This is a genomic window from Roseitalea porphyridii, assembly GCF_004331955.1.
Classification (GTDB): domain Bacteria; phylum Pseudomonadota; class Alphaproteobacteria; order Rhizobiales; family Rhizobiaceae; genus Roseitalea; species Roseitalea porphyridii.
Genome location: NZ_CP036532.1, coordinates 1,895,754 through 1,918,504 on the forward strand (window position 1 = coordinate 1,895,754; position 22,751 = coordinate 1,918,504).

Annotated in this window: 26 protein-coding genes and 1 tRNA gene; 11 read left to right on the plus strand and 16 right to left on the minus strand. The window is 60.8% G+C overall.

Going from position 1 to position 22,751, the window contains the following annotated elements:
* Positions 1-22: 22 nt before the first annotated feature.
* Positions 23-1,375, minus strand: coding sequence for a bifunctional UDP-N-acetylglucosamine diphosphorylase/glucosamine-1-phosphate N-acetyltransferase GlmU (gene glmU / locus E0E05_RS09280; protein ID WP_131616451.1), 1,353 nt, complete (start codon positions 1,373-1,375; stop codon positions 23-25).
* A 106-nt stretch (positions 1,376-1,481) separates the two neighbouring features.
* On the opposite strand from glmU, the gene E0E05_RS09285 reads away from it, so the two are divergent.
* On the plus strand, positions 1,482-2,414 hold the full coding sequence (locus E0E05_RS09285; RefSeq protein ID WP_131616452.1) for a DMT family transporter: 933 nt from the start codon (positions 1,482-1,484) through the stop codon (positions 2,412-2,414).
* On the opposite strand, the gene E0E05_RS09290 is transcribed toward E0E05_RS09285, so the two are convergent.
* Entirely contained in the window at positions 2,411-3,205 is a 795-nt protein-coding gene (locus E0E05_RS09290) for a cytochrome c biogenesis CcdA family protein (RefSeq protein ID WP_131616453.1), read from the minus strand. The genes E0E05_RS09285 and E0E05_RS09290 overlap by 4 nt on opposite strands.
* Positions 3,206-3,597: 392 nt before the next feature.
* Here E0E05_RS09290 and E0E05_RS09295 point away from each other — a divergent pair.
* Positions 3,598-3,673, plus strand: a tRNA-Lys gene (locus tag E0E05_RS09295).
* Positions 3,674-3,768: 95 nt separating this feature from the next.
* Here the strand turns inward: E0E05_RS09295 and E0E05_RS09300 are convergent.
* The 14 genes from E0E05_RS09300 to E0E05_RS09365 all read right to left on the minus strand — a co-directional run bounded on the left by E0E05_RS09300 (position 3,769) and on the right by E0E05_RS09365 (position 13,448).
* A complete protein-coding gene (locus tag E0E05_RS09300; RefSeq protein WP_158629322.1) occupies positions 3,769-4,326 on the minus strand; it encodes a RipA family octameric membrane protein in 558 nt (185 codons plus the stop codon).
* Positions 4,269-4,691 (minus strand): TIR domain-containing protein, encoded by a 423-nt coding sequence (locus E0E05_RS09305; RefSeq protein WP_131616455.1) that lies wholly within the window; start codon positions 4,689-4,691, stop codon positions 4,269-4,271. The genes E0E05_RS09300 and E0E05_RS09305 overlap by 58 nt, the downstream gene beginning before the upstream one ends.
* Before the next feature lie 532 nt (positions 4,692-5,223).
* Positions 5,224-5,913 (minus strand): hypothetical protein, encoded by a 690-nt coding sequence (locus E0E05_RS09310; protein WP_131616456.1) that lies wholly within the window; start codon positions 5,911-5,913, stop codon positions 5,224-5,226.
* The gene (locus E0E05_RS09315; RefSeq protein ID WP_131616457.1) at positions 5,910-7,619 is read right to left on the minus strand and encodes a tape measure protein; all 1,710 of its coding nucleotides are present in this window, start codon (positions 7,617-7,619) and stop codon (positions 5,910-5,912) included. Before E0E05_RS09315 ends, E0E05_RS09310 begins: the two co-directional genes overlap by 4 nt.
* A 108-nt stretch (positions 7,620-7,727) precedes the next feature.
* The gene (locus E0E05_RS09320) at positions 7,728-8,876 is read right to left on the minus strand and encodes a phage major capsid protein (protein ID WP_131616458.1); all 1,149 of its coding nucleotides are present in this window, start codon (positions 8,874-8,876) and stop codon (positions 7,728-7,730) included.
* Between the two features lie 31 nt (positions 8,877-8,907).
* Positions 8,908-9,243, minus strand: coding sequence for a hypothetical protein (locus E0E05_RS09325; protein ID WP_131616459.1), 336 nt, complete (start codon positions 9,241-9,243; stop codon positions 8,908-8,910).
* Positions 9,233-9,526: a hypothetical protein gene (locus E0E05_RS09330; protein ID WP_131616460.1), complete on the minus strand. Its 294-nt coding sequence runs from the start codon at positions 9,524-9,526 to the stop codon at positions 9,233-9,235. The genes E0E05_RS09325 and E0E05_RS09330 overlap by 11 nt, the downstream gene beginning before the upstream one ends.
* 96 nt (positions 9,527-9,622) lie before the next feature.
* Entirely contained in the window at positions 9,623-9,946 is a 324-nt protein-coding gene (locus tag E0E05_RS09335; RefSeq protein WP_131616461.1) for an HNH endonuclease, read from the minus strand.
* The gene (locus E0E05_RS09340) at positions 9,943-10,236 is read right to left on the minus strand and encodes a DUF6074 family protein (RefSeq protein ID WP_131616462.1); all 294 of its coding nucleotides are present in this window, start codon (positions 10,234-10,236) and stop codon (positions 9,943-9,945) included. Before E0E05_RS09340 ends, E0E05_RS09335 begins: the two co-directional genes overlap by 4 nt.
* A gap of 51 nt (positions 10,237-10,287) precedes the next feature.
* Entirely contained in the window at positions 10,288-10,794 is a 507-nt protein-coding gene (locus tag E0E05_RS09345) for an aminotransferase-like domain-containing protein (protein ID WP_131616463.1), read from the minus strand.
* Positions 10,791-11,165 (minus strand): hypothetical protein, encoded by a 375-nt coding sequence (locus E0E05_RS09350; protein ID WP_131616464.1) that lies wholly within the window; start codon positions 11,163-11,165, stop codon positions 10,791-10,793. The genes E0E05_RS09345 and E0E05_RS09350 overlap by 4 nt, the downstream gene beginning before the upstream one ends.
* The gene (locus E0E05_RS09355) at positions 11,162-11,386 is read right to left on the minus strand and encodes a helix-turn-helix transcriptional regulator (RefSeq protein ID WP_131616465.1); all 225 of its coding nucleotides are present in this window, start codon (positions 11,384-11,386) and stop codon (positions 11,162-11,164) included. Before E0E05_RS09355 ends, E0E05_RS09350 begins: the two co-directional genes overlap by 4 nt.
* Before the next feature lie 83 nt (positions 11,387-11,469).
* Positions 11,470-12,129: a hypothetical protein gene (locus E0E05_RS09360; RefSeq protein ID WP_131616466.1), complete on the minus strand. Its 660-nt coding sequence runs from the start codon at positions 12,127-12,129 to the stop codon at positions 11,470-11,472.
* A gap of 8 nt (positions 12,130-12,137) precedes the next feature.
* The gene (locus E0E05_RS09365) at positions 12,138-13,448 is read right to left on the minus strand and encodes a tyrosine-type recombinase/integrase (protein WP_131616467.1); all 1,311 of its coding nucleotides are present in this window, start codon (positions 13,446-13,448) and stop codon (positions 12,138-12,140) included.
* A gap of 694 nt (positions 13,449-14,142) precedes the next feature.
* Here E0E05_RS09365 and E0E05_RS09370 point away from each other — a divergent pair.
* From E0E05_RS09370 to E0E05_RS09410, 9 genes are all read left to right on the plus strand, one after another.
* On the plus strand, positions 14,143-14,457 hold the full coding sequence (locus E0E05_RS09370; protein WP_210215690.1) for a MarR family EPS-associated transcriptional regulator: 315 nt from the start codon (positions 14,143-14,145) through the stop codon (positions 14,455-14,457).
* Between the two features lie 110 nt (positions 14,458-14,567).
* Positions 14,568-15,710 carry a non-hydrolyzing UDP-N-acetylglucosamine 2-epimerase gene (wecB, locus tag E0E05_RS09375; RefSeq protein ID WP_131616469.1) on the plus strand — a complete coding sequence of 381 codons (1,143 nt, stop codon included), beginning with the start codon at positions 14,568-14,570 and terminating at the stop codon, positions 15,708-15,710.
* Complete coding sequence (gene wecC, locus E0E05_RS09380) at positions 15,707-16,981, plus strand: UDP-N-acetyl-D-mannosamine dehydrogenase (protein ID WP_131616470.1); 1,275 nt, start codon at positions 15,707-15,709, stop codon at positions 16,979-16,981. Before wecB ends, wecC begins: the two co-directional genes overlap by 4 nt.
* Positions 16,982-17,118: 137 nt before the next feature.
* Positions 17,119-18,117, plus strand: coding sequence for a UDP-N-acetylglucosamine 4,6-dehydratase (inverting) (gene pseB / locus E0E05_RS09385; RefSeq protein ID WP_131616471.1), 999 nt, complete (start codon positions 17,119-17,121; stop codon positions 18,115-18,117).
* A gap of 3 nt (positions 18,118-18,120) precedes the next feature.
* Positions 18,121-19,278: a UDP-4-amino-4,6-dideoxy-N-acetyl-beta-L-altrosamine transaminase gene (gene pseC / locus E0E05_RS09390; protein WP_131616472.1), complete on the plus strand. Its 1,158-nt coding sequence runs from the start codon at positions 18,121-18,123 to the stop codon at positions 19,276-19,278.
* A complete protein-coding gene (locus E0E05_RS09395; RefSeq protein ID WP_131616473.1) occupies positions 19,275-20,144 on the plus strand; it encodes an aldo/keto reductase in 870 nt (289 codons plus the stop codon). Before pseC ends, E0E05_RS09395 begins: the two co-directional genes overlap by 4 nt.
* Positions 20,145-20,177: 33 nt before the next feature.
* Complete coding sequence (locus E0E05_RS09400; RefSeq protein ID WP_131616474.1) at positions 20,178-21,047, plus strand: Gfo/Idh/MocA family oxidoreductase; 870 nt, start codon at positions 20,178-20,180, stop codon at positions 21,045-21,047.
* A complete protein-coding gene (locus tag E0E05_RS09405) occupies positions 21,044-22,015 on the plus strand; it encodes a Gfo/Idh/MocA family protein (RefSeq protein ID WP_131616475.1) in 972 nt (323 codons plus the stop codon). The genes E0E05_RS09400 and E0E05_RS09405 overlap by 4 nt, the downstream gene beginning before the upstream one ends.
* A gap of 32 nt (positions 22,016-22,047) precedes the next feature.
* The gene (locus E0E05_RS09410; protein ID WP_244598064.1) at positions 22,048-22,746 is read left to right on the plus strand and encodes a cytidylyltransferase domain-containing protein; all 699 of its coding nucleotides are present in this window, start codon (positions 22,048-22,050) and stop codon (positions 22,744-22,746) included.
* Positions 22,747-22,751 lie beyond the last annotated feature (5 nt).

Consider the following 22,751-nt stretch of genomic DNA (forward strand, 5'->3'; position numbering starts at 1 on the left):
GGCTTTTGAGGACCCGCCGCCGTCAGCCCTTTGCTGCCTTCGCCTTGGCGAGCTTCGCCCGCAGCCGGGCGGCGAGGCCATCCTTGGTGACCTGCCGCGCGCGGCCGATGCCGAGCGCGTCCTCGGGTACGTTTTCGGTGATCACGCTGCCCGAGCCGACATAGGCGTTCGCGCCGACCGTGACTGGCGCGACGAGCGCGGAATTGGAGCCGATGAAGGCGCCCGCGCCGATCGTCGTGCGGTGTTTGGAAAACCCGTCATAATTGCAGGTGATCGTCCCTGCCCCGATATTGGCGCCGGCGCCCACCGACGCATCGCCCATATAGGTCAGATGGTTGACCTTGGCGCCGTCGGCGATCTCGGCATTCTTGGTCTCGACGAAATTGCCGACCTTGGTCTTCGCGCCAAGGCGCGTGCCAGGGCGCAGCCGCGCGAACGGGCCGATCTCGGCGTCCGCGCCGATCTGCGCCCCTTCTATGTGCGAAAAGGCGCGGATGCGCGCGCCCGATGCCACCGTCACGCCCGGCCCGAACCAGACGTTCGGCTCGACCGTCACGCCGGGCGCGATCTGCGTATCATGGCTGAGAAAAACGGTCTCGGGCGCGGCCATCGTCACGCCGCCCAGCATCAGTTCCCGCTGCCGCCGCGCCTGCCAGATCGCCTCGGCCTCGGCCAGTTCGGCCATCGTGTTGATGCCGAGCACGTCCTCGACCGGCGCCTCGATGGCGCGCACGGTCAGCCCGCGTTCGCGCGCGATCTGGACCGCGTCGGTCAGATAGTATTCGCCCTTGGCATTGTCGTTGCCAATGGCGTCAAGAAGGTCGGCCAGATGCGCGCCGGCGAACGCCATCAGCCCGCCATTGCAGAAACCGATCGCCCGTTCCTCGTCGGTTGCATCCTTGTGCTCGCGGATCGCGACCAGCTGGCCCTCCTCTTCGATCAGCCGGCCATAGCCGTGCGGATCGGCCGGCCGGAAGCCGACGACGACCAGATCGGCGCCCTCCGCCAGACCCGCCCGCGCCGCGCCGAGCGTGTCCGGCGTCACCAGCGGCGTGTCGCCGAACAGGACGAGCACGTCGTCGAAGCTCTCCTCGATCGCCGGCAGCGCGGCGGAAACCGCATTGGCCGTGCCAAGCTGTTCGTGCTGGGTGAAGAAACGCGCCTGCCCTTCAAGGGCTCCCAGCGTCTCGCGCACCTGGTCGGCGCCATGGCCGACCACGATCGCCAGCGCGTCGCTTCCGGCGGCGCGCGCGCAGCCGGTGACGTGCGCGACCATCGGCAGTCCGGCGACCGGGTGCAGCACCTTGGGCAGTGCCGATTTCATCCGCGTGCCGGCCCCGGCGGCCAGGATGATGGTCAGACAGGAGCGCGCCATCGCCGATTCCCCATTGTCTTCAAATGACGCGTCCGCTCTATCGGCAACCGCGTCGCTTTTCCAGACGCCGCTTGCCGGTCAATCCAAAGCCCGGTAGGCGATCGGCATGCCCGAACGCGCCGCATCGCCCTCGCTTGCCCTGCCCTATGCGGTGATGATCGCGACGCCGCTGTTCTTTTCGACCAACATCATCTTCGGCCGCTTCGTCGCGGGCGAGACCGCGCCCTTCGTGCTCGCCTTCCTGCGCTGGTCGGCCGTCGCCGCAATCCTCCTGCCGGTTGCGATCGCGCGCAAGGGTCCGATGCTCGCCGCCGTGCTCGCCGAACACTGGCGGCTTCTGATTGCTCTGGGCGCGCTCGGCATGGGCATTTGCGGCGGCGGCGTCTATCTGGGACTGACGCACACCACCGCGACGAACGCCACGTTGATCTACTCGGTCTCGCCGGTGTTGATCATCCTGCTCGAACGGGCCTTCAAGGGCCGGCGCATCGCCCCTCGCGAGGCGCTGGGCACGGTGCTCGCCTTTACCGGGGTCGCCTGGATCGTGCTGCGCGGCGATCTGGCGACGCTGATCGGCCTGTCCTTCAATCCGGGCGACCTGCTCATCGCGCTGGCGGCGCTTGCCTGGGCGGGCTATTCGATCCTCTACCGCACGGACGGGCTCGGCCGGCTCGACAATCTGAGCCTGTTCGCGCTGGTCGCCGCCTTCGGCGCGCTCGCGAACCTGCCGCTGGCGGCTGTCGACCTGGCGCGGGGCGACGGTCTTCCGGCGACGGCCGAGGCGTGGTGGGCGACCGCCGGCATCGTCGCCATCTCGTCCCTTCTGGCCTTTTCGGGCTTCCAGTACGGCGTTCGGGCGCTCGGCGCGTCGATCGCCGGCCTGTTCATGTATCTGATGACACCGTTCGGCGTGATGCTGGCGGTGATCTTCCTCGGAGAGCGGCTGGCCGCCTTCCACGGCATCGGCATCGTGCTGGTGCTGACCGGGATCGCGGCGGCGACCTTCCCGGCCGCGCTTGTCGAACGGCTCCGGCGCTAGCCGAGACGCCCGAGCGCCGGGAACTGCTCGAGAAGCCAGAAGGCCATCGCCTGCATGCCACCGGTCAGGAACAGAACGCCCGCCAGCACCAGCAGCACGCCGATCGTCTTCTCGACCGCGCCCAGATGGGTCCGGAACCGCGTCAGGAACTGCATGAAGCGGCCCGAGAACATGGCAGCCAGAATGAACGGCACGCCGAGCCCGGCCGAATAGACGGCCAGCAGGCTGGCCCCCTGCCCGACGCTGTCCTGCGCGCCGGCGAGCGTCAGGATCGGCCCGAGGACAGGGCCGATGCACGGGGTCCAGCCGAACGCGAAGGCAAGGCCCATCACATAGGCGGCGGCCGGGTTGGCCGGCACGCCCCGGCTCTGGAAGCGCGCCTCGCGCGACAGGAACGACAGCCGGAAGACGCCGAGGAAATTCAGGCCCATGATGATGATCACCACGCCGGCGGCCATGGCGAGCTCGGTCTGATAGGCCCTCAGCAGGCCGCCGATCGTCGACGCGCCCGCCCCGAGCGCCACGAACACGGTGGAGAAACCGGCGACGAAGGCCAGCGCCGCCGTCATCAGCGGCAGGCGCACGGCGGAAAACCGCGCCGTGGCCGCACCGGATGGACCTGGCGTGGCGTCAGGCTCGATCGCCGCCGAACCGCCATTGTGGCGAAAATCGTCCATCGAGACGCCCGCCATGTAGCAAAGATAGGGCGGCACGAGCGGCAAGACGCACGGCGTGATGAACGAGATCATGCCGGCGAGGAACGCACTCAGATAGGTGATTTCGAGGTCCATGCCGGTCCCGTGATTGAACGCGATGGGAACTGCGCCGAAGGCCAGCAACAGCGGCCGCGCAGGCCATGGGGCGCGGCCCGCCATGCCCGCAATGCTTGCCGCGCGCAACACCCTTGGGGCGAAAATAGACACGCATTCCGTCACTTGCCAATCACACTCGTGCGCGACCTTGTGCCTCGTCGGCAGGCGGCCTCATGCCGCCGAGGCGGTCACCGCGCTCACTTGCCCCCACGAGGTCGGGAAGACCGCCATGGATATCGGGGCCACGCACTGATCGGCAACGAGCGTTGGGCGACGCATTGGGCCTGCAAATGCGGTTGACCGGATCGGCCGGTTTGCGTATGCACCCAACGACCGCGCCGGACAGCATCTGGCGCGGTTTCCCTTGTCGGGAGCGCGTAGCTCAGCTGGTAGAGCAACTGACTTTTAATCAGTAGGTCCAGGGTTCGAGCCCCTGCGCGCTCACCAACAAAAATCAAACCTTTAGAGCGTTTCTGGTGTCTCCCGGTCTGTTTGCCCATTGTCGGGGTAACGCGAGGGGTAACAAAGGCAGTGGCGGCGAGTCAGCTAAGTTGAAGCGACTGCGTCAGATTGGTGCAGAGCAATCCCCAAGGTATCTCGGCAAGGAGCTGCGCCCCATGCACAAACGCAAAAACAAAGGGGACAAGGATCTCGGTGGCGTGGAAGGGCCTGTGCTTGTTCCCATCACCATCAACATCGAGGATTTTCCATTCGTCCGCATAGGGGCTAGCAGGCAAGCGCGCTTCCAGCGCGGTGATGACCTCGAATTTTGCATCATTCAGAGACTTGTAGCTTGTCACTGCGCGTCTCCACAGAAAACAAACGGCCAATCCGGCAATGGAAACGGCGACCGTGTCTAGAGAACCGAAGTCTGACTGGGACAGGTAGGCCGCACCCCCAATGATTGCGGTGTTGACAGTGAGATAAAATGAATTCGCAGATTGGCGCCGTTGACTCACGCGGTCGGCCATCTCCACAAGCATCTTGTAGATCTCGAGAAGGCTCTTAGCCTCAAGGTCTCTTTCCGGATCGCTCGGCAACACTATTTGCTCTCGTTGCCAAGCCGCCAGACGGCATTGATGATAGATTCCTTTTTCCAACCAACCGACTCACGGGCTGCTTCTACCACAACAGAAGACGAGCGTTTTTGCCCCCAAGGGTCGACCGCAACAATGGGTCTACTTAGCAGTGTCGCACCGGCGATCTCTTTTTTGATCCATTTACTGTGGCTCGCATACATGCCGGTCGGGATGACTACCACGTGACTGATTATAAGCCTCTCGTATATCGCCGCTTGGAGGGTTGCGTCGTTGGGTGCGAAGTGGATCGGGTCATCGCGCGGCACTGACGTGTTAAAGAATTGTAACGGCTGACCATCTACGGACCACTGCTCGTCAAAGATCCATTCTGCGAGCCGATCGTAATGGCCGGAATACGCCCAAGAATGACTGATAAAAACGTTCATGCGGCCTCCCAACTTTCAGGCGAACTTAGCAGATCGAGTGAGAACTATGCCATAGAATTTGGGTTCGACAGTCGGCGTGATCTCTGATGTCACTAAGGGCCTCCCCCCGCTAATCCAATTGGGCCGGGTTCACCAGTATCCGCCTTCGACGCCATCGGCACAGGTCTAATCTGATCCCCCTTCCGGATCAGCGCTCACAGCCCAGATCAACATCGCAGCAAATATCAGTATGCCGCACACAAGCATTTGGCTCACCCTCCAAAGCTTCCACGGTTCTTCGATTGTCTGCTCCAAGTCTGTTTGGTTTTCTTGAAGGCTTTCTGAAGCGAGGGCTCCCCGATTCTTGCGGGTGTGGAATGGGCCGAAACCTTGCGCGTCTTCGCGACCGGCCAAGAAAGGGCCCGGCCCCTGCATGGGGCGCACAAGGCCGAGCCCAAGCGGTCCAACGGGTGAGGTAAGGACCACCCAACGGAACCTGAGGATTGTGGGCGACGCCGTCAATGGCCGCTCCCGGCTTCGCGCTGCGCAGCCATCAATTGACCAAGACGGCAACCGCAGGCTCAATCTTCTCGCCTATCTGATCCGGCCACGTGCGCAGGCGCTCGATCTCGACACCATCGGCGGTGACGGTGGTCAGATCACAGTGCCCGCCGATGCCATAGATTTCGGGCAGATCGGGCTTGGCCGGATTCGGGGCTTTCTGTCGGCGCATCGCTTCCACGATGTCGGCCCCAAAGCGGCGCATCGCGTCATTGCCCGCCGCCACGAAGTCATCCGGCGTGAACGGCAGCTTTGCCGGGTCGATGGCGGGGCCGCCGCCGTATTCCGGCCCGATGTCATAGAGCGTGAACGGGTGCATGTCGGCATATGCCGCGTGCGTCGTGTACATCATCGCAAATGGCGTGCCCGCGTCTGAGACGCCCGCCAGGATCAATTCGTGCTCATACCTGCCAAGCTGTTCGCGCCGGCGCTCGTCGCCCAGCATGGCTTGCAGATAGGCAATCACGCGGTCCACCGACCCTGACGCCCCGACCACGCGCAAGGCCGCCTCCATGGCCTCCAGCGCGGCCATTTCGCCGCGTCCGGTGATAGCGAGCGGCAGATCGCCGACCGGCAACGATTTGCATTGAATGTCGATCAGCGTGCCGTCCTCGCGGTAGACCGCGCCATCGGTCAGCATTTCGACGCGATCCTCGCGCACGATCAGATAATAGGCGCTCATTGCTGCCCTCCAAGGTTCAGGTTCATGATTGTTCCGTGAATGCCGCCGGGGCGCGCACCGACGCCAAGGCCGCCGCTGAACAGGCTGTCGAGCGCGGAATCGAGCATCCGGTCGATTACCTTGTCCAAGGCACTGGCGAGCGCGTCGGCCGCACTCTTGCCGCTGCGCAAATCAGAGATGAAGCCGCCGAGCACATCCTTGCCCAACGCCCGCATGTCCTCTGCCGCCTCGCGCGCGCGATCCTGGCTTTCGGCAAGCTTTTCGGCCTCAGCACTGGCGTTGGCATAGGCCCCGGCCAGCGTGTTGATCTGGGCTTTGAGTTCGGGCGTGATCGCCAGCCCGGCCTTGCGCGCGGCGGTTTCCAGTTCAACGGCCGCCCGCGCCTTCTCAACGCTTGCGCCATAGTCGTTCAACAGCGGATTGAGCACCGCCAGGGCGCGGGTCTCGGCCCGTATGACTTCGGTTCGCTCGCGAAGCTGCGCGATCTCGCGTTCAAGCTCATTGGTCCGCCGAGCGCGCGACTTGCCGCCGCCGCCGCGACCGGAGCGAGCGCCGCCCGACACGGGATAATCCGCCGCAGAGATTGGATTGACGCCAGCACCGCCCAGGCGGCCAGCCTTGCCCCCCGCCGTCCTGACGGGCAAAGCACCGCCAAACCGCGCAGGATCGACGCCAGCGGCCGGATCGGCCTGCGGAGCGATGAAGCCACCGACCGCCCCGAATATCTCGTCGTTGAGCGATACCTTGCCGACCAGGGCGAGGAATTGCCGCGCCAGTTCATTGGCCTGCCCCAGCCGTCCGATGAACGTGCCAAGCGGTCCCTCAGCGACACGCACCGCGACATCGCCCATATACTCTATACCGCCGGCCAGATCGTTGAGCGCGGCCGCGAGTTTGCCGCTGGTGTCCGTGGTCCGATTGAATTCGCCGGCCGCGTCCTTGAGCGCATTCTGAATGTTCGTCAGCCCGTCGCCGACCGTGCGGCCGGTTGCAGCGAACTTCTCTTCGAGCGTGACAGCGCCGGCCTCAAAGGCGCGGAAAAAGGCTTGCGATGAAATCTCACCATCGTTGACCATCTGGCGAAGCTTGGCGACCGATCCGCCCGCTTCTTCGAGGCCGGCGGCGACGGCCTGAAGGATTGTCGGCGCACCGTCCAGAATCGAGTTGAATTCCTCGGCGCGCACGATGCCGGAGCCGAGCGCCTGGGATAGCTGCAACAGCGCGCCTGAAGCTTCTTGCGATGATTGCCCGGCCACACGGATCGCGACGGCGACGTTTTCGGAGAAGGTGATCAACTCCTGCGACGTGACGCCGAGTTCCTTTTGCCGCAATGCCGCCCGGCTGTAGAGTTCGACCAGATCCTCGATCGGCACCGATGCCCGCTGCGCGGCGGTGAATAGTTGGCCATAGACGTTGGAAAGCTGTTCGCCTTCAAGGCCGGCCACCCGCAAGGCGTTCTGGATACGGGTTGCGCTGTCGATTAGCGCTTGAGCGCCGCGCACTGTGACCGCACTGGCGAAGGCCGCCGCGAATGCGCCACCCAGCCGAGAGAAGCCGGCGGATAGCCGCTTGTTCATGCGATCGAACCGCCCCTCGATCGCGCGGGCGCGTCGATTGGCCGTCTGATTGGCCTTGGCCAATTGCTTATCGAATTTCGCCTGACTGGCTTCGAGCCGCACAATCAAGCGTTCTACTTCGGTCGCCATGCCCGGCCCCCTATGCTTGGGAAAAGGCGGCGACGGACACCGAGAAAGCCGCCGCCGCCAGTTGGCCGGGCACCATGGACACGCCTGGTGTCCGGCTGAGGGACATCGTTAGGAACTGGCGACCTTGAGAAGCTTCACCGCGTCGTCGTTCGCCAGCCCGCCACCGATGCGGCGATAGGCGTAGAAGAGCACGTTCGGCTTGTCGGTGTAGGGATCGCGCAGCATGCGAATGCCGGGCCGTTCGATGATCGTATAGGCCAGATCGAACCGGCCGAAGGCGATCGGGTATTCGTTCGCGCCAACGTCCGGCATGTATTCGTCGATCTCGACGGGGTAACCGAGAAGGGTCGCCGGCTGGCCAGCGGCCATGGCGGGCTGCCACAGATACTGGCCTTGCGTGTCCTTGAACTTGCGGACCGTGGCCATGGTGTTGCTGTTCATCAGCCAGCGCGCACCGGTGCGGTACGGTGCCCGCAGCGCCACCATCAGGTTGACCAATACGTCGCCAGGATCATCGGTTGGGAAGGCCGCAGCCTCGCCCGTGGGCACATATTCGATCGTGCCGGCCGCGCGGGAATAATCGCCATCTGTGTTCGTGGCGTAGCTGAGTAGGCCTTTGGGCTTGAGCGTGCCGTCGCCGGAGATGAGCGCGTCGGCTTCGGTGCGGCCGAACTTGTCGGCGATCTTGCCCTCAATCCACAGGCCCAGGTTCACATTGGAGTCGTCAATGAGGCGCTGCGAAATTGCTTGCAGGGCGTAGATTTCATGAAGCGGGATGCTGAACTTGCCGAGCGTTGGCGTCGAGCCCTTCGACCGCGTGGCCGTCTCGCCAACCCAGGCCGCGTCCGGCTCGTCGCGATCGTCGATTTCCTCGAAGCTGTCACCGGTGTTGATCACCTCGACACGCGCCAGCCGGCGAAGGGCCGAGAAGTCGTGAAGGCGCTGCGTCATGACGCGGGACTGGGCCGGCAGAACGGTATAGCCGCCGTCCGGGTCAGAGCCGACCGTCATCACGTTCTTGAGTTCGGTTTCGTCGCCCGTGCGAATGAACGCCGCGACGGCCTTGCGCTCGTCGTCCAGCTTGCCGGCGTTTGGTTCACCGCCACCGGCGACGCCAATGCGGTTCAGGCGCATTTCAAGCGCTTCACGCTCCTTGCGCTCGGCTTCAATGGCGCCCTCGATCGAGGACTTGAATCCAGAAAAGGCTTCGCCCTGATCCTCGATCAGCGCTTTGATTTCTTCGAAGTTGACGGACATGGGTTTACCTCCAAATAACGTTGGCCGCAAACTAAGTGCTTTGTCCGCTCATGTCCTCGGAGTTATTTAGTTTCGTCCGAAGTTTTTTCCGGAGACGGTCGCGCGTTGCTTCGAAACCGCTTTCAGTGGCGAAGTATGCTGCTGCCATTTCCGCCGCCCGATTAGCCGATCCCGCGACACCGGTGCGCAACAAGCGTTCCGCATAGGCCAGCGGGCGTGCGTCATCGACGGGACGCCGGCCAGCGCGCTCGCCGCGAAGCATCGCCGCCGCTGAAGCGAACCGGCCATCCTCGAACAGCCGGGCCGTAACTTCGAGCAAGTCAGCCGCGTCGGCGCGGAGCTTAGCCGTGGCGTCGTCAGTGGACATGCCCGCCGCCCTCGGCCTTGCGCGCTTCCCGACGCATGGCGTCCGTCATCTGTTCGAGCACGTTCGCAATATCGTCCAGACTGTCGCCTTGGTAGGCCTGCATCGCGGCCGCACCGCCTTTGACCGCACCCTCGAAAACTGCGATCGGCGTCATGCCCTGGCTTGCAGCAAACTTCTCAACGAGGCCGAACACGCTTTCAGCCACGATCTTCACATTGCGGTCGTGCTGCGCCAGCAGCTTCTCGTCGGCGGTGTTATCGCCAGTGTTTCGATAGTCGTCCATTTTTCACTCCTGAGAAACTTTTTTTCCGCGGTTTATGGTGAGAAAGCTTCCGCGCCGGTCCGTGGGCGAACGGTCATGAAGATCGGAACGCCCCCCTTAGTCGATCGGCCAGCCGTCGGTGCCAAAGATCGGCCGGCCGCGTCCGCCTCGCTCGATGCTCTGCTTGTGTCCGGTGTGACAGGCGCGGCATAGGCACTCGATGTTGCCCGCGTCCCAGAACAAGGCGAGGTCGCCTTTGTGTGGGCTCTTGTGGTCGGCGACGAGGTTGGATGTCTTGGCTTCCAGCTTGCCGCAGCGCTGGCACGTGAAGCCGTCGCGCGTGAGCACCGACCACCGAAGCTCAGCCCATCGCTTGGTCTTGTAGAGCTTCCGGTATGCCTCAGCCTCAGGGCTGCGCTGGTTGCGTGAGTTGCGCGTCATTGCCGGGCCTCTTGGTCATGAGGCGTGCGGCGGTCGATCTCGCGCTGAACGGCCTCGCAGAACAATTCAATCTGCCGATTGGCCTCATCGCTGCTGACGCCAGCGTCGATCAGTCGGTTGACCATTCGGCTGGTGATGTCGCGCCAGTATCGTTCGCGGGCCGTGTCGTTGCGTTGGCGCATGAACACGGTGGCGACGTGGCGAGCCTTGCCGATCCACCGATCTGCCGGGAAGGCGATGACGGCGGGTGCAGGCTGCCAGTTGAAGAGGGGAAGGTTCGTTTCACTCATGACCACCCCCTCCGTGGCAGATATATACATGTGTACCTGAGACGGGACTGTTCATGTGCCGAACCTCCGGGTTTCGGTCCCTGAGACGGGACTGTGAGCGGGAATTTTGGTGGGATTTTCAGGTGACGGTCCCTGAGACGGGACTGTTCGGTCCCTGAGACGGGACTGTGTTTTTTTCTGCGCGGTCCATTCGCGGAACCGCTTAGATGCCGGCTGATTGGTGCGATTGCAGAAATGCGCGGTCAGACGATACTCCGTCGCAAGCCGAGTTTTGACGTTGAAGCTTGATGCTTGCGTGACCTCGATGAACCCGCGTTCGAGCAGTTCGGCAAGGGCGCGTTCGGCTGTTGATTTGCCAACGTTGATCGCATCGGCAAGCGAGCGAACGGCCATTGCAAGATGTCCGTTGTTCGAGCCGTTGAACCGATCGGCAAACTCGACGTAGGCGGCGCGAGCGACGGGCGACAGCGAGCGCCATGCCTCCGTGCGCAAGAACCAGTCCTCAAGCATGACAAACCGTGTGCCGCGTCGCTTCTTGTTTCCGGCCCGCTTGCTCATGCCCCCTGCCCCCCGCCGACATGGTCTTGCCCTTCGGCGTCGTGCGGCTCGGTGAGAACGTCGATCTCCGCATCCTGCGCATGAAATCCGGGCGCCTCGGTTGACGCCTCTCGTTGGTCGAGCGCGTTGGTCCAGCCGAGCGACGGCTCGCCACGGTCGCAGGCGTCATCTTCCAAATCGTGTTGCAATCCGGCGTCGGTATGGTGCCCGCCCTGCCCCAGCCACGGTTCGTCGTCGCCGTTCGGCTCGTCATCGGGGAAATCGGCGGTTTCGAGGTCCGGGTCGCCCTCGATCCGATCGAGCGCGGCGATCAGGATTTCCAGCGCCAGGCCGATGCTGTCGCGTATCTCGCGCGCGTCGTCGGGCTTCATGATGCGCCCCCGCGCTCGGCAACGCGGCTGCGCTCGAATGCGACCAGCTCGGACTCGCGGAAATAGCAGCGTCCCCGGATTTTGATCGGCCGGGGGAAGCCCATGCGCTCGTCGCGCAGCCATCTGTGAATGGTCATATCGCTAACGCCGTAGCGCTTGCGGACCTGCGGGCGCGGGACGAACACATCGTCGGCGGCCGGCTTTGGTGTGGTGATGTTCATGTTAGCCCTCGTCATTGTCGTGGGCCAACTTTCGCTGGCGAGCAGCCGCTGGTCTTGTCAGACCTCCAACGAAACGAGTGAACTTATGACAACTTTAGCGCCTCCCGTCGCCGAGCGCTGTTGATGATGTCCTGAGCATCCCAGTCAACACCCTTGGCGTTGGCCAAGTCGGTGAGAAAAGCCACGAAATCCTTGGTGTGCCGTTCCAATGCGTTGCCGGAGTAGCGCTCCCAAGCAATGCGCGCACCCTCATAGAAGGTGATCTTCTCCCAAGTTTTACTTTCGGTGGCCTTCCCGCTTGGCGCACGCAGTTTGGCGGCCTCGTCGGTCGCGGCCTTTACCGCACTTGGGTAAACCGGATCATCAGTTGCGATACGGTCTGTGCTTCGCCCCGTTAGGCTCCAAAGCATGGCCTCTAGCAACGCTGAAGGGCTGGTGGGGCCCTTCCGACCATCGAACGTGTCGTGTGCGATAGGCCAACCGAGTTTGCCATCCGCAAGGCGTTGGTCCGTGTTTGCCCCGAACTGCTTCCACAGCGCCAAACCTACATTCGGATGCATATCGTTGATGGCGGCAAGTGCTGATCGGAGCCCACTCTCGAATTGACGCACAAGTCGTTTCTGCCGCTCGGGATCAGCGACGGAAAGGCGATCGGTGCTTTCAAGAAAATGCTCCACCATCAGGGCTTCGATGTCGTCGATCTCCGCATCCGGAAAATGCTTCCGCAGCACACCAAGTATCATGGACGCGCTCATTGCGAGGCCCTCGACAATGCCACCACCTTTGAGCCAGCCGCTTCACCTGAAACCAGCCGATCAACATAACCCGCCCATGCGTCGAGCGCGGCGGCCTTTTCGTCGTGGTAGCTGTGTCGATTGTAGACCAGCGCGACGCCGCTGACAGCGCCAGTGCGGTGGCCTAGAACAGCCTCGACCACATGCGGCTGGATGCGCAACGCGGCCATGCCGGATGCCGCCGTGCGGCGCAGATCGTGATACCGCCAAGGCTGAAACTCGATCGGCTCGTCGCCGGCTTCCTCGCGCGCTTGGGCAAGCATCAATTCATCAAGCCGCCGCTTCGCCTTTGAGAAGCCCGATACAGCCGTTTCACCGGTGACGGTGAACACGTAGCCGGCCGGTGACTTGATGCGCGTCAGGCCGCCCAGAATGGCCAGGACTGGCTCGCTGAGCGGCACGGTATGCTCGCGCCCGCCCTTCATGCGATCGGCCGCCAGCGTCCACACACGGGCTTCTGTGTCGATTTCTGGCCATGTCATCTTGCCGACCTCATCGCGGCGTTGCCCGGTCAACAGCAAGAGCTTGACCAGCGGCCCGAACGGCTCGCCAATCTCGTCGCACGCGGCCAATAGCCACCGGACCTCATCATCGCTGAGGCGACGGTCGCGGCTGGCCTCCTTGTGCGGCTTCTTCACGCCAGCGGCGAATGACGTTTCGATGATGCCGCGTTCGACGCACCAATTGCCGAACCGGCTGAGCGCAGACAGGACACGGTTCGCGATGTATGGCGCCGGCCCTTTGGAGCGCGTCCGGTGCTCGGCCGTGCCCTCCATGATGCCGTCGAGCAGATCATTGACGTCCCGGCGCGTGATGTCCTGAATTCGCCGGCCCTTCCAGGCAGGCTTGATCTCGTAGTCGAAAATGCGCCGTGTGTCGTAGGCCGAGCGTGGCGTATGGATCAGCACATAGCGCGTGATGAAGCGGTCAATGACGTTCTCGACCAGATCGCTATCCTCATCGGCCTTGCGCTGCGCTTCGGCTGCCGCCTCGCGCTTGGCCTTCATCGGGTCGATGCCCCGGTCAACGTCGATCAGCAGACGCGCCGCCTGTTCACGCGCGTCGGCCAGTTCGATCGTGGGGTAAGCGCCGATCGTGAATTTGGCCGGTTTTGAGGTTTCGGGGTGGCGATATCGGATCGCCCATGATTTCTTGCCGCTCGGCTGGACGATCAGATAGAGGCCCGGCTGGCGAGCGTCGGCAATCTCCTGCCGCTTTTCGGTAGGTTTGAGCCGGTCAATCGAGACTGCGGTGAGCGCCTTCGCCATGGTCAGTGAAACGGTGAACCGCCCTCCGGGGTAACACAGGGGTAACAGAATGAGCCGTTATTCAGCGTTACCCCGTGTTATAACGAAGCGCAACGAATTTCTGGAAACATAAGGATTTCAACCAGTAAATGGCTGTGGACGCACTCATCTGTTACCGCCCGTTTGGGCCGTTCCGACAACTTTTAATCAGTAGGTCCAGGGTTCGAGCCCCTGCGCGCTCACCAAAAAAATCAATCACTTAGACCATCGTTAGCATCATATTGAGGCCAAAATCGGCACACACACTCCACACACACTATGGAGGGTGATGCTCGACCCACAAATCCGCCGTCGCACCGGCCGGAGGGTCCTTCAGGACGCCGATGAATTGCTCATCGGAGAAGCGCGATGGTGTCATTCTTCATCTCCCTCTGCAGGGATGGTTCAGCCGTAAGGCGAGTGCACTCCGTGGGATCTGCGCCTCCCTTCCAAGGGTAATCCGATAACGGACCGCAAGCGACCGCGCATATTTCTGCTTGTGAGCACGTACAGCAATCTGATATCGCTCAAAATTGAACGATGAAAGAACTCATCGACTGGATTCAGGATGGGAAACAAGGGGAGCCTGTGCACCCCTTGTGCGGTAGCCTGTCCACCTCTTTGATCATCCATGTCAAGCCAACGCGCTAGATTTCGGCAAGACACGCATTTGCGTGTGCTCCGGCTGCTTGATTCCAACCCGCAAATGTCGCAGCGCGAACTGGCGGATGCGGTGGGAGTCAGTGTTGGCGGGATGCATTACGTCCTCAAGGCCCTTATCGAAAAAGGGCTGGTCAAGATTGGGAACTTCACTGCCGCCGAGGACAAGCGGCGGTACGCGTATATTCTCACTCCACGGGGTATGCTCCGAAAGGCTACCCTTACCCGTGCGTTTCTTTCTCGAAAGATGGAAGAGTACGAAGCTCTCCGCCAGGAAATCGAAGAGCTGAAGTCAGACCTCGATGATTCGCCGGCGCGGAAACCCTCATAAGTGCGTCATCAACTCGACGCCTGCCGAATGAAAAGCAATAGGAGGGGATCCAGCCATCGTACAGCCCCTTACCAATCGTCTGCGGCCACGCCTCATCAGAAGAGGGATTTATGAAGAAGATACTTCTGGTGTTCGGCACTCGGCCCGAAGCTATCAAGATGGCGCCTGTATTTGACAAGCTCAAAGATGCGTCGGAATTCGATGTCCGCGTCGCCGTCACGGCCCAGCATCGCGAAATGCTAGACCAGGTACTTCGGCTCTTCAGTATTGAACCGGCTTATGATTTGAATGTCATGAAGCCGGGACAGGGCTTGACCGAGATCACGGTGGCGGTCCTGCGAGGACTGGATCCGGTCCTTGAAGATTTTTCGCCCGATCTGGTGTTGGTCCACGGCGATACGACCACGACACTGGCAGCATCCTTGGCCGCCTATTATCGACGCGTAGCCGTTGGCCACGTCGAGGGTGGGCTGCGGACCGGCGACATCTACTCACCATGGCCGGAAGAGATCAATCGGAAGGTCGCGGGCACGATTGCGACGCTCCATTTCGCGCCAACACAGAAGGCGGCGTCAAACCTTGTTGCCGAGGGGGTTCGGGACGCGGCAATCTCGATAACGGGAAACACGGTGATCGACGCGTTGCTCGATGTGGTGGCTCGTCTCGAAGCGGATCCGGACCGCAGCGACGAACTCGACGCGACATTCGGAATCGATCCGTCGAAGCGCATGATCCTCGTAACCGGACATCGACGCGAGAGTTTTGGCGGAGGGTTTCAGCGCATATGCGATGCACTTTCGGTGCTTGCGCAACGCGATGATGTACAGATCATCTATCCGGTTCACCTCAACCCGAACGTCAAAGGGCCGGTGGAAGCAAGCCTGGGTGCACTCGCTCAGGTCAAGTTGATCGCACCCGTCGAGTATCTCCCGTTTGTTCACTTGATGCGGCGGGCCGACATAATACTGACCGACTCCGGTGGCGTGCAGGAAGAAGCGCCATCTTTGGGCAAGCCGGTTCTGGTCATGCGCGACACCACGGAGCGGCCAGAGGCTCTCGATGCAGGCACGGTGAAGCTTGTCGGCGCGAATACGGAACCGATTGTCCGCGAAGCAACATGTCTTCTTGATAATCCCACAGCTTATCGGGCGATGGCTCGTTCGCATAATCCCTATGGCGACGGACGGGCTGGCGAGCGTATCCGAGACGCCATTATGGATTTCTTTGGATCCGGCAGAGAACACCTGCAATGAATGAAAGCCCCTTCCGGCGGATTTCGGTGATCGGGCTCGGATACATCGGCCTTCCGACCGCTGCGATGTTCGCCTCAAGAAAGATCGAGGTTGTCGGCGTTGATGTCGACGAACGTACCGTCGAGACCATCAATCGCGGAGAGGTGCATATCGCAGAGCCAGACCTCGACATCGTCGTTCGTGCGGCAGTCAAGGAGGGCTACCTTCGAGCAACAAGTGAGCCTGAGCCCGCTGACGCATTCCTCATTGCCGTGCCGACACCATTCAAGGGTGACAACCACGAACCGGATCTGTCCTACATTGAAGCCGCGGCGAACGCGATTGCCCCGGTCCTCAAAGAAGGCGACATCGTCATTCTAGAGAGCACGTCGCCCGTGGGCGCCACGGAGGCGATGGCGAACTGGCTCGCCGGCGCACGTTCCGATCTGACATTTCCGCAGCAGGCTGGTGAGTCATCGGACATTCGCGTGGCTCACTGCCCCGAACGGGTCTTGCCGGGAAAGGTCATGCAGGAGCTGATTACCAATGATCGCGTCATTGGTGGCCTGACACCTGCATGTTCACAACGGGCAATTGCCCTTTATCAGACATTTGTCTCAGGCAATTGCGTCGTTGCGAGCGGTCCGCGTGTCGCCGAGATGGCCAAGCTGACCGAAAACAGCTTCCGCGATGTCAACATCGCTTTCGCCAATGAACTGTCCGTGATCTGCGACAAGTTGAACATGGACGTATGGGAATTAATACAACTGGCCAATCGCCATCCGCGCGTCAACATCCTGCAACCCGGACCAGGTGTCGGTGGCCATTGCATCGCGGTCGATCCGTGGTTCATCGTGTCGTCGGCGCCAGAACAGTCGCGGCTAATCCGAACTGCACGCGAGGTGAATGACGCCAAGCCAACCTGGGTCTTGGACAAGGTCAGCGCCGCGGTCGGCGCCCACCTGGTATCCCATCCAAAGAAAACCGCGACTGATGTGTGTGTCGCCATATACGGGCTCACCTTCAAGGCCGATATTGACGATCTGCGCCAAAGCCCTGCCCTCGCCATTGCCAGAGAGTTGAGCGTTAGGCATGCGGGCCGGCTCGTCGCGGTGGAACCGAATCTTCGGAGCAGTGATGCTCTTGACGATGTTCGAATTGAGCTGGTCGGGCTCGAAGCAGCGGCGCAGTGCGCAGATGTTCACTTGCTTCTGGTTGATCACGCGCAGTTCAAGGCCGCCCATGTCCCCAATGGACACGTAATTGATACGAAAGGTATTTGGGAACGCTGACAGAGGGCGCCTGCGCGGCTTCACGTCTTGTCGCTCAGACGGTAGCTAGCCACTTCGATTCTCACTGCCCGTGCGCCTGAACCGGGCCTTCGAACTTGAGGGCCAGTCAGCAGCCTTACCTCTACTGGAGTAGACGCATGCTGGAAGACAGCAGTATCCTTGTCACGGGCGGAACGGGCTCATTCGGCAATGCATTCGTGCCGATGACCTTGAAGAAATACAATCCCAGAAAGATCATTGTTCTGTCTCGTGACGAGATGAAGCAGTGGGAGATGGCGAAGTCGTTCACGAACGAATCGCGCATTCGGTTCTTCGTCGGCGATGTTCGTGACAGGGATCGGCTGTACCGGGCGCTCGATGGCGTCGACTATGTGGTCCATGCGGCCGCGACCAAGATTGTCCCGACCGCCGAGTACAATCCGTTCGAATGCATCAAGACCAACATCAACGGGGCGATGAACCTCATTGACGCTTGCATCGACAAGAAAGTCAAAAAGGTGGTGGCCCTTTCCACCGACAAGGCCTCCAGCCCCATCAATCTTTACGGGGCAACGAAGCTGGCGTCAGACAAGCTCTTTGTTGCCGGCAACGCCTATGTTGGCGAGCACAGCACTCGTTTTTCGGTCGTTCGATACGGCAATGTCATGGGATCCCGGGGGTCGGTTATCCCATTCTTCCAGTCGATCCGCGATAAAGGCGTGCTGCCGATCACGGACCCGCGCATGACACGTTTCATGATCTCGCTGGAACAAGGCGTCGAACTCGTCTGGCATGCCTTCGAGGACATGGAAGGCGGCGAAATCTATGTCAAGAAGATACCGTCAATGAAGGTCACTGACATTGCGCGCGTCGTTGCCCCAGAAGCAACCCAGGAGGTCGTCGGTATCCGGCCTGGCGAGAAGCTGCACGAGCAGATGATCGGTATCGAGGACGCCAGCTTCACGTTCGAGTATCCTCAGCATTACAAGATCCTGCCTTCCATCAACAATTGGTATCGCAGCGAGAACCGGATCAAGAACGGCAAGCCGGTGAGCGAAGGCTTCCACTACACCAGCGACACCAACAGTGACTGGATGAGCGATGTGCAGCTTGAGCAGTGGCTTACAGACAATGCCGAGAAGATTGGCAGGCTGTAGGCCATGATACCTTACGGCCGTCAAGACATTTCACAGGAAGACATCGATGCTGTCGTCGATGTTCTGAGGTCCGATTTTCTTACCCAGGGACCGACTGTTCCCAAGTTCGAAGAAGCGGTTGCCGGTTATGTTTCGGCTCCGCACGCCGTCGCGGTCAATAGCGCCACCTCCGCGTTGCACGTTGCTTGCCTGGCGCTCGGTCTTGGTCCGGGGGATTGGCTTTGGACGACTCCGATCACATTCGTTGCGTCAGCAAACTGCGCTCTTTACTGCAACGCGTCGGTCGATTTCGTCGACATTGATCCCCTCACCTGCAACATCAGCGTGACGGCCCTGGAAACCAAACTGAAGGCCGCTTCGTTGGCTGGTCGGCTGCCAAAAATTGTGGTGCCCGTGCACCTCGGTGGTCAATCGGCCGACATGCAGCGGATCGCCGAGCTCGGTCGGGAGTATGGCTTCCGGATCATTGAAGATGCCTCACACGCGATTGGCGGCAGCTATCTTGGCGCGAAGGTTGGTGGGTGCCGGTACAGCGATATCACGGTCTTCAGTTTCCATCCGGTCAAAATCATCACGACCGCCGAGGGTGGTTGCGCGACGACGTGCGATGACGATCTCGCTGTCAGAATGCGGCTCGCTGCGAGCCACGGTGTAACAAGAGACCCTACACTCATGACGCACGCGCCCGACGGTGACTGGTACTACCAGCAGGTCGCGCTTGGATATAACTACCGCATGACGGAGCTTCAGGCCGCACTTGGTTTCCAGCAGATGAAGCGGCTGGATCAATTCGTCGATGCGCGTACCGAGCGCGCAGTTCGATATTCGGAGCGTCTCGTACATCTGCCGCTTGACCTGCCGGTCATGCAAGACGGTGCGGTGTCAGCCTGGCATCTGTACATCATCAGGTTGCAGCTTGACCGCATTGCCGCTTCGCACAAGGACGCGTTCTCCGATCTGCGAAAGGCCGGCATCGGCGTGAACCTTCACTACATCCCGGTCCACCTGCAGCCATTCTATCGTGCTATGGGCTTCAAGCTAGGTGATTTCCCTGACGCTGAAGCATACTACCGGCGAGCGATGTCCATTCCGATTTATCCGGGGCTCACCGAAGCAGCTCAAGACCGGGTGATTGCCGCTCTTGAGAACGTGTTGCGATGATCGCGGCGAAACTAGCGCTGGGCGGGGCTCAGTTCGGGATGGCTTATGGCATTACCAACACCGTGGGCCAACCATCCGAGACCTCACTGAAAACGCTGCTCGATATGGCGTCGAAAGCCGGTGTGGATCTCATTGATACAGCCCCCAGCTACGGCGAGAGCGAGGCAATCCTTGGCCGGTTGAGCGCGGGAGACAGGTTTCGAATTGTAACCAAGACGCTGCCGTCTGGCAGCGCGGCCAACGTCTCCGCCATGCTTGATCAGGTGCGCAATTCGTTGACTGACCTCAAACAAGACGCGGTTGAAGGCCTCTTGTTCCACAATGCGGACGTTCTCACCACGAAAGATGGTGAGAAACTGTACCATGCCGCCCATCGCTTGAAGATGGAGGGCATTGTTTCGAAGCTTGGCGCATCCGTCTACGATACCGTGCAGGTCGACGAGCTTCTGCAAGGCTTCGATCTCGATCTCGTACAAGTGCCGATGAACCTGCTGGACATGCGTCTCATCGTCAGTGGTGCGCTTGATCGCTTGAAGGCCAGCGGTGTCGAGGTGCACGCGCGTTCCGCCTTTCTACAAGGCATCCTGCTTTCTGACCCCGATCATATTCCCGAAAGGGCCCGCAAGCTGCGCCCCGTCGTGCGCCAGTTGCACAGCAGGCTTGCGGAAATGCGGCTCTCGCCACTCGAAGCTTGTCTCGGCTATCTGGCATCGTTGGATGAGATCGATCGAATCGTCGTGGGTGTGGTTTCACCGTCCGAATTGAGCGAGATCCTGAGTGTCCCGGATCGGCATGTTTCGGCGGCCCTGTTCGCAGACATAGCGACGGACGACGCCGAACTCCTTGATCCAAGGTTCTGGTCCTAGGCTATGGCGGAACTCAGGCTCGGGATCTTGGGAATGAGCGAGGCAAACGGGCATCCCTACTCATGGTCCGCAATCTTCAACGGATACGAGCCAACGACCATGGCCGACTGCGGCTTCCCGGGAATCCCGATCTATCTGGCGAAGCAGAAGTTCCCCGATGATCGTATTGCCGGTGCCCGTGTTACACATGTTTGGACACAAGATGCGCTGCTATCGCAGCACATCTCGAACGCGACCTACATCGATACAGTGGTGCCGTCGCCCGAGGACATGATCGGCGCAGTTGATGCAGTGCTGCTCGCCCGCGATGATGCTGAGAACCACCGCCAGTTTGCTGACCCCTTTCTTGCGGCCGGGCTGCCCGTCTACGTCGACAAGCCATTTGCCCACTCCCGCAGGGCTGCCGAAGCGTTCTTCTCGCAAGAAGTGCGGGACGCCCAGATTTTCTCGTGTTCGGCGCTGCGCTTCGCGCAGGAAATGCTTGTTCCTTCAGAAGAGCTGGCGCGCATCGGCGGGGTTACACGGATTTCTGCGCAAGTGCCGAAATCATGGACCAAATATGCAATTCACGTGATCGACCCGATCCTTGCGAACTGCGGCAAACTGCCGGCTGTCAGTGACGTGCGCGTGCGCCAGTTCGGTGCGGAAAATGATTGCACTGAGGTTTCTTTTGCATGGGACGGCGGTGAACGAACGTGCCAGATCACGGCTTTTGGCCGTGAACCATCGCCCATCTCGGTCAGCTACTCCGGCCCTCGCGGAACAATCCATACCGAGTTCGCAGACTCGTTTGCGGCATTCAAGAGAGCGCTCTGCGTGTTCTTGGAAGACAGCGTGATTGGCCGGCATTCCCACGCTGCGCAGATTCTCGATGCAATCGACATTTTGGAGCTTGGTACGTGAAGTTCTTGATCATTGGCCTCGGCTCAATGGGAAAGCGCCGATTGCGCAATCTCCTTTACCTGGGACACCGCGACATAACCGGATTCGATATACGGATCGACAGGCGCGAGGAAGCGCGGGATATCTATGGTATCGAGACTATTGCTGCAGTGGACGATTCCGATGTGTCAGATTTCACCCACATCATCATTTCCACCCCGCCGGCGGACCACATAGAATATGCCTCCCGCTTCCATGCGATGGGAAAGCATGTGTTCATCGAGGCCAGCGTCGTCGATGACGGCTACGATGCACTTCTGCCTGCTCTCACCGAGCGGGGAAACATTCTGGCCCCCTCTTGCACGATGCGGTTCGATCCCCTGAACATACAGGTGCGGGACTGGTTGCGAGCCGGCCGCATCGGCAAAGCACTGTTGTGCCAGCATCACTTCGGAATGTTCCTGCCAAATTGGCATCCATACGAGTCAATTCATGACTTCTACGTATCGAAGCGCGAGACAGGTGCGGCGCGCGAAATCGTGCCGTTTGATCTTGTCTATCTGAGTTGGTTCTTTGGTTTGCCGACGCAAATTCGTGCAATGACGGACCAGACCGGCCGTTTGGACGCGGATATCGACGATGTGTACGCGCTCGTATTCAGGGCGCCGGCGTGCCGCATGGTGCAGATGACGGTCGATGTCGTGTCTCAGGTTCCCTGCCGCACTACTAGGATTGTGGGCGAGACCGGCAACATCGATCTCGATACCGTCGCTGGAACTCTGCGCCTCTACGACAGCAACGAGGATCGATGGATACTCAAGACGCGCTCCAAACTGGGCAAGACGACATCGACAGAGGAGATGTACGTTCAGGAGATGCGTTGTTTCCTGGATGCGACCAGGGGTCTCGGCGAGTACCCATACACGCTTGCAGAAGACCATGCGATCTTGAAGCAGCTTTATGCCGCGGAGCGAGCCGCAAAGAGCTAGGAATGCCTGGAGCAATCGTCATCCAAGCACGCATGGGCTCGTCTCGATCTCCGGGGAAGATTTCGCATTCTCTGCAGGGCGAGCCGATGCTTGAATATCAGATCAAGCGGCTGCAGCACGCGGGCCTCAGGAGTATCTGCGTTGCCACCACAGATCGCGATCAGGATGACATAACAGCACAAGTTGCCGAGCGAACCGGTGTTTGGTGTTTTCGCGGCAGCGAGAATGATGTCATGGGCCGCTACCTCGCTTGCGCGGACTACTTCGACATTGATCCGATCATACGGGTGGGCGGCGATGATCCCCTGTTGGACCCTGAAGGGATTAAGTTTCTCGTCAAACGCCATGGCGAGACGATGGCCGACTTGGTCTATGCCAGTCACCCCGGCGGCTGGATATACGGAACTGCTGGCGAACTCGTCACAAGGGCAGCCCTGCGTCGCGCAGCCGAGTCCACAAGCGACCCGCTCGACCGGGAGCATGTGATCAGCTTCCTCAAACGCAGCGAAGGATTCTCGCGCGTAAAGGCCGTGCCGCCTTCAAAATCGTTAATTCGTCCAGAAATATACCTTTCAGTCGATTACACGGAAGACCTGCACCTGATTGAGCAGATACTGGCACATTTCACCGCGGTGGGACGGCGCTATGACTTCAGTCAGGACGAGCTGATTGCCCTTTATGACAGCGGCAAGCTCGAGATCAGGAATACCCATCTTCACGACGGCTTCTAGAGCGG

What these genes read in the sequence shown, in the direction of transcription:
- glmU (WP_131616451.1), bottom strand. Translation starts at nt 1,375, where the DNA reads ATGGCGCGCTCCTGTCTGACCATCATCCTGGCCGCCGGGGCCGGCACG.
- E0E05_RS09285 (WP_131616452.1), top strand. Translation starts at nt 1,482, where the DNA reads ATGCCCGAACGCGCCGCATCGCCCTCGCTTGCCCTGCCCTATGCGGTG.
- E0E05_RS09290 (WP_131616453.1), bottom strand. Translation starts at nt 3,205, where the DNA reads ATGGACCTCGAAATCACCTATCTGAGTGCGTTCCTCGCCGGCATGATC.
- E0E05_RS09305 (WP_131616455.1), bottom strand. Translation starts at nt 4,691, where the DNA reads ATGAACGTTTTTATCAGTCATTCTTGGGCGTATTCCGGCCATTACGAT.
- E0E05_RS09310 (WP_131616456.1), bottom strand. Translation starts at nt 5,913, where the DNA reads ATGAGCGCCTATTATCTGATCGTGCGCGAGGATCGCGTCGAAATGCTG.
- E0E05_RS09315 (WP_131616457.1), bottom strand. Translation starts at nt 7,619, where the DNA reads ATGGCGACCGAAGTAGAACGCTTGATTGTGCGGCTCGAAGCCAGTCAG.
- E0E05_RS09320 (WP_131616458.1), bottom strand. Translation starts at nt 8,876, where the DNA reads ATGTCCGTCAACTTCGAAGAAATCAAAGCGCTGATCGAGGATCAGGGC.
- E0E05_RS09325 (WP_131616459.1), bottom strand. Translation starts at nt 9,243, where the DNA reads ATGTCCACTGACGACGCCACGGCTAAGCTCCGCGCCGACGCGGCTGAC.
- E0E05_RS09330 (WP_131616460.1), bottom strand. Translation starts at nt 9,526, where the DNA reads ATGGACGACTATCGAAACACTGGCGATAACACCGCCGACGAGAAGCTG.
- E0E05_RS09335 (WP_131616461.1), bottom strand. Translation starts at nt 9,946, where the DNA reads ATGACGCGCAACTCACGCAACCAGCGCAGCCCTGAGGCTGAGGCATAC.
- E0E05_RS09340 (WP_131616462.1), bottom strand. Translation starts at nt 10,236, where the DNA reads ATGAGTGAAACGAACCTTCCCCTCTTCAACTGGCAGCCTGCACCCGCC.
- E0E05_RS09345 (WP_131616463.1), bottom strand. Translation starts at nt 10,794, where the DNA reads ATGAGCAAGCGGGCCGGAAACAAGAAGCGACGCGGCACACGGTTTGTC.
- E0E05_RS09350 (WP_131616464.1), bottom strand. Translation starts at nt 11,165, where the DNA reads ATGAAGCCCGACGACGCGCGCGAGATACGCGACAGCATCGGCCTGGCG.
- E0E05_RS09355 (WP_131616465.1), bottom strand. Translation starts at nt 11,386, where the DNA reads ATGAACATCACCACACCAAAGCCGGCCGCCGACGATGTGTTCGTCCCG.
- E0E05_RS09360 (WP_131616466.1), bottom strand. Translation starts at nt 12,129, where the DNA reads ATGATACTTGGTGTGCTGCGGAAGCATTTTCCGGATGCGGAGATCGAC.
- E0E05_RS09365 (WP_131616467.1), bottom strand. Translation starts at nt 13,448, where the DNA reads ATGGCGAAGGCGCTCACCGCAGTCTCGATTGACCGGCTCAAACCTACC.
- wecB (WP_131616469.1), top strand. Translation starts at nt 14,568, where the DNA reads ATGAAGAAGATACTTCTGGTGTTCGGCACTCGGCCCGAAGCTATCAAG.
- wecC (WP_131616470.1), top strand. Translation starts at nt 15,707, where the DNA reads ATGAATGAAAGCCCCTTCCGGCGGATTTCGGTGATCGGGCTCGGATAC.
- pseB (WP_131616471.1), top strand. Translation starts at nt 17,119, where the DNA reads ATGCTGGAAGACAGCAGTATCCTTGTCACGGGCGGAACGGGCTCATTC.
- pseC (WP_131616472.1), top strand. Translation starts at nt 18,121, where the DNA reads ATGATACCTTACGGCCGTCAAGACATTTCACAGGAAGACATCGATGCT.
- E0E05_RS09395 (WP_131616473.1), top strand. Translation starts at nt 19,275, where the DNA reads ATGATCGCGGCGAAACTAGCGCTGGGCGGGGCTCAGTTCGGGATGGCT.
- E0E05_RS09400 (WP_131616474.1), top strand. Translation starts at nt 20,178, where the DNA reads ATGAGCGAGGCAAACGGGCATCCCTACTCATGGTCCGCAATCTTCAAC.
- E0E05_RS09410 (WP_244598064.1), top strand. Translation starts at nt 22,048, where the DNA reads ATGGGCTCGTCTCGATCTCCGGGGAAGATTTCGCATTCTCTGCAGGGC.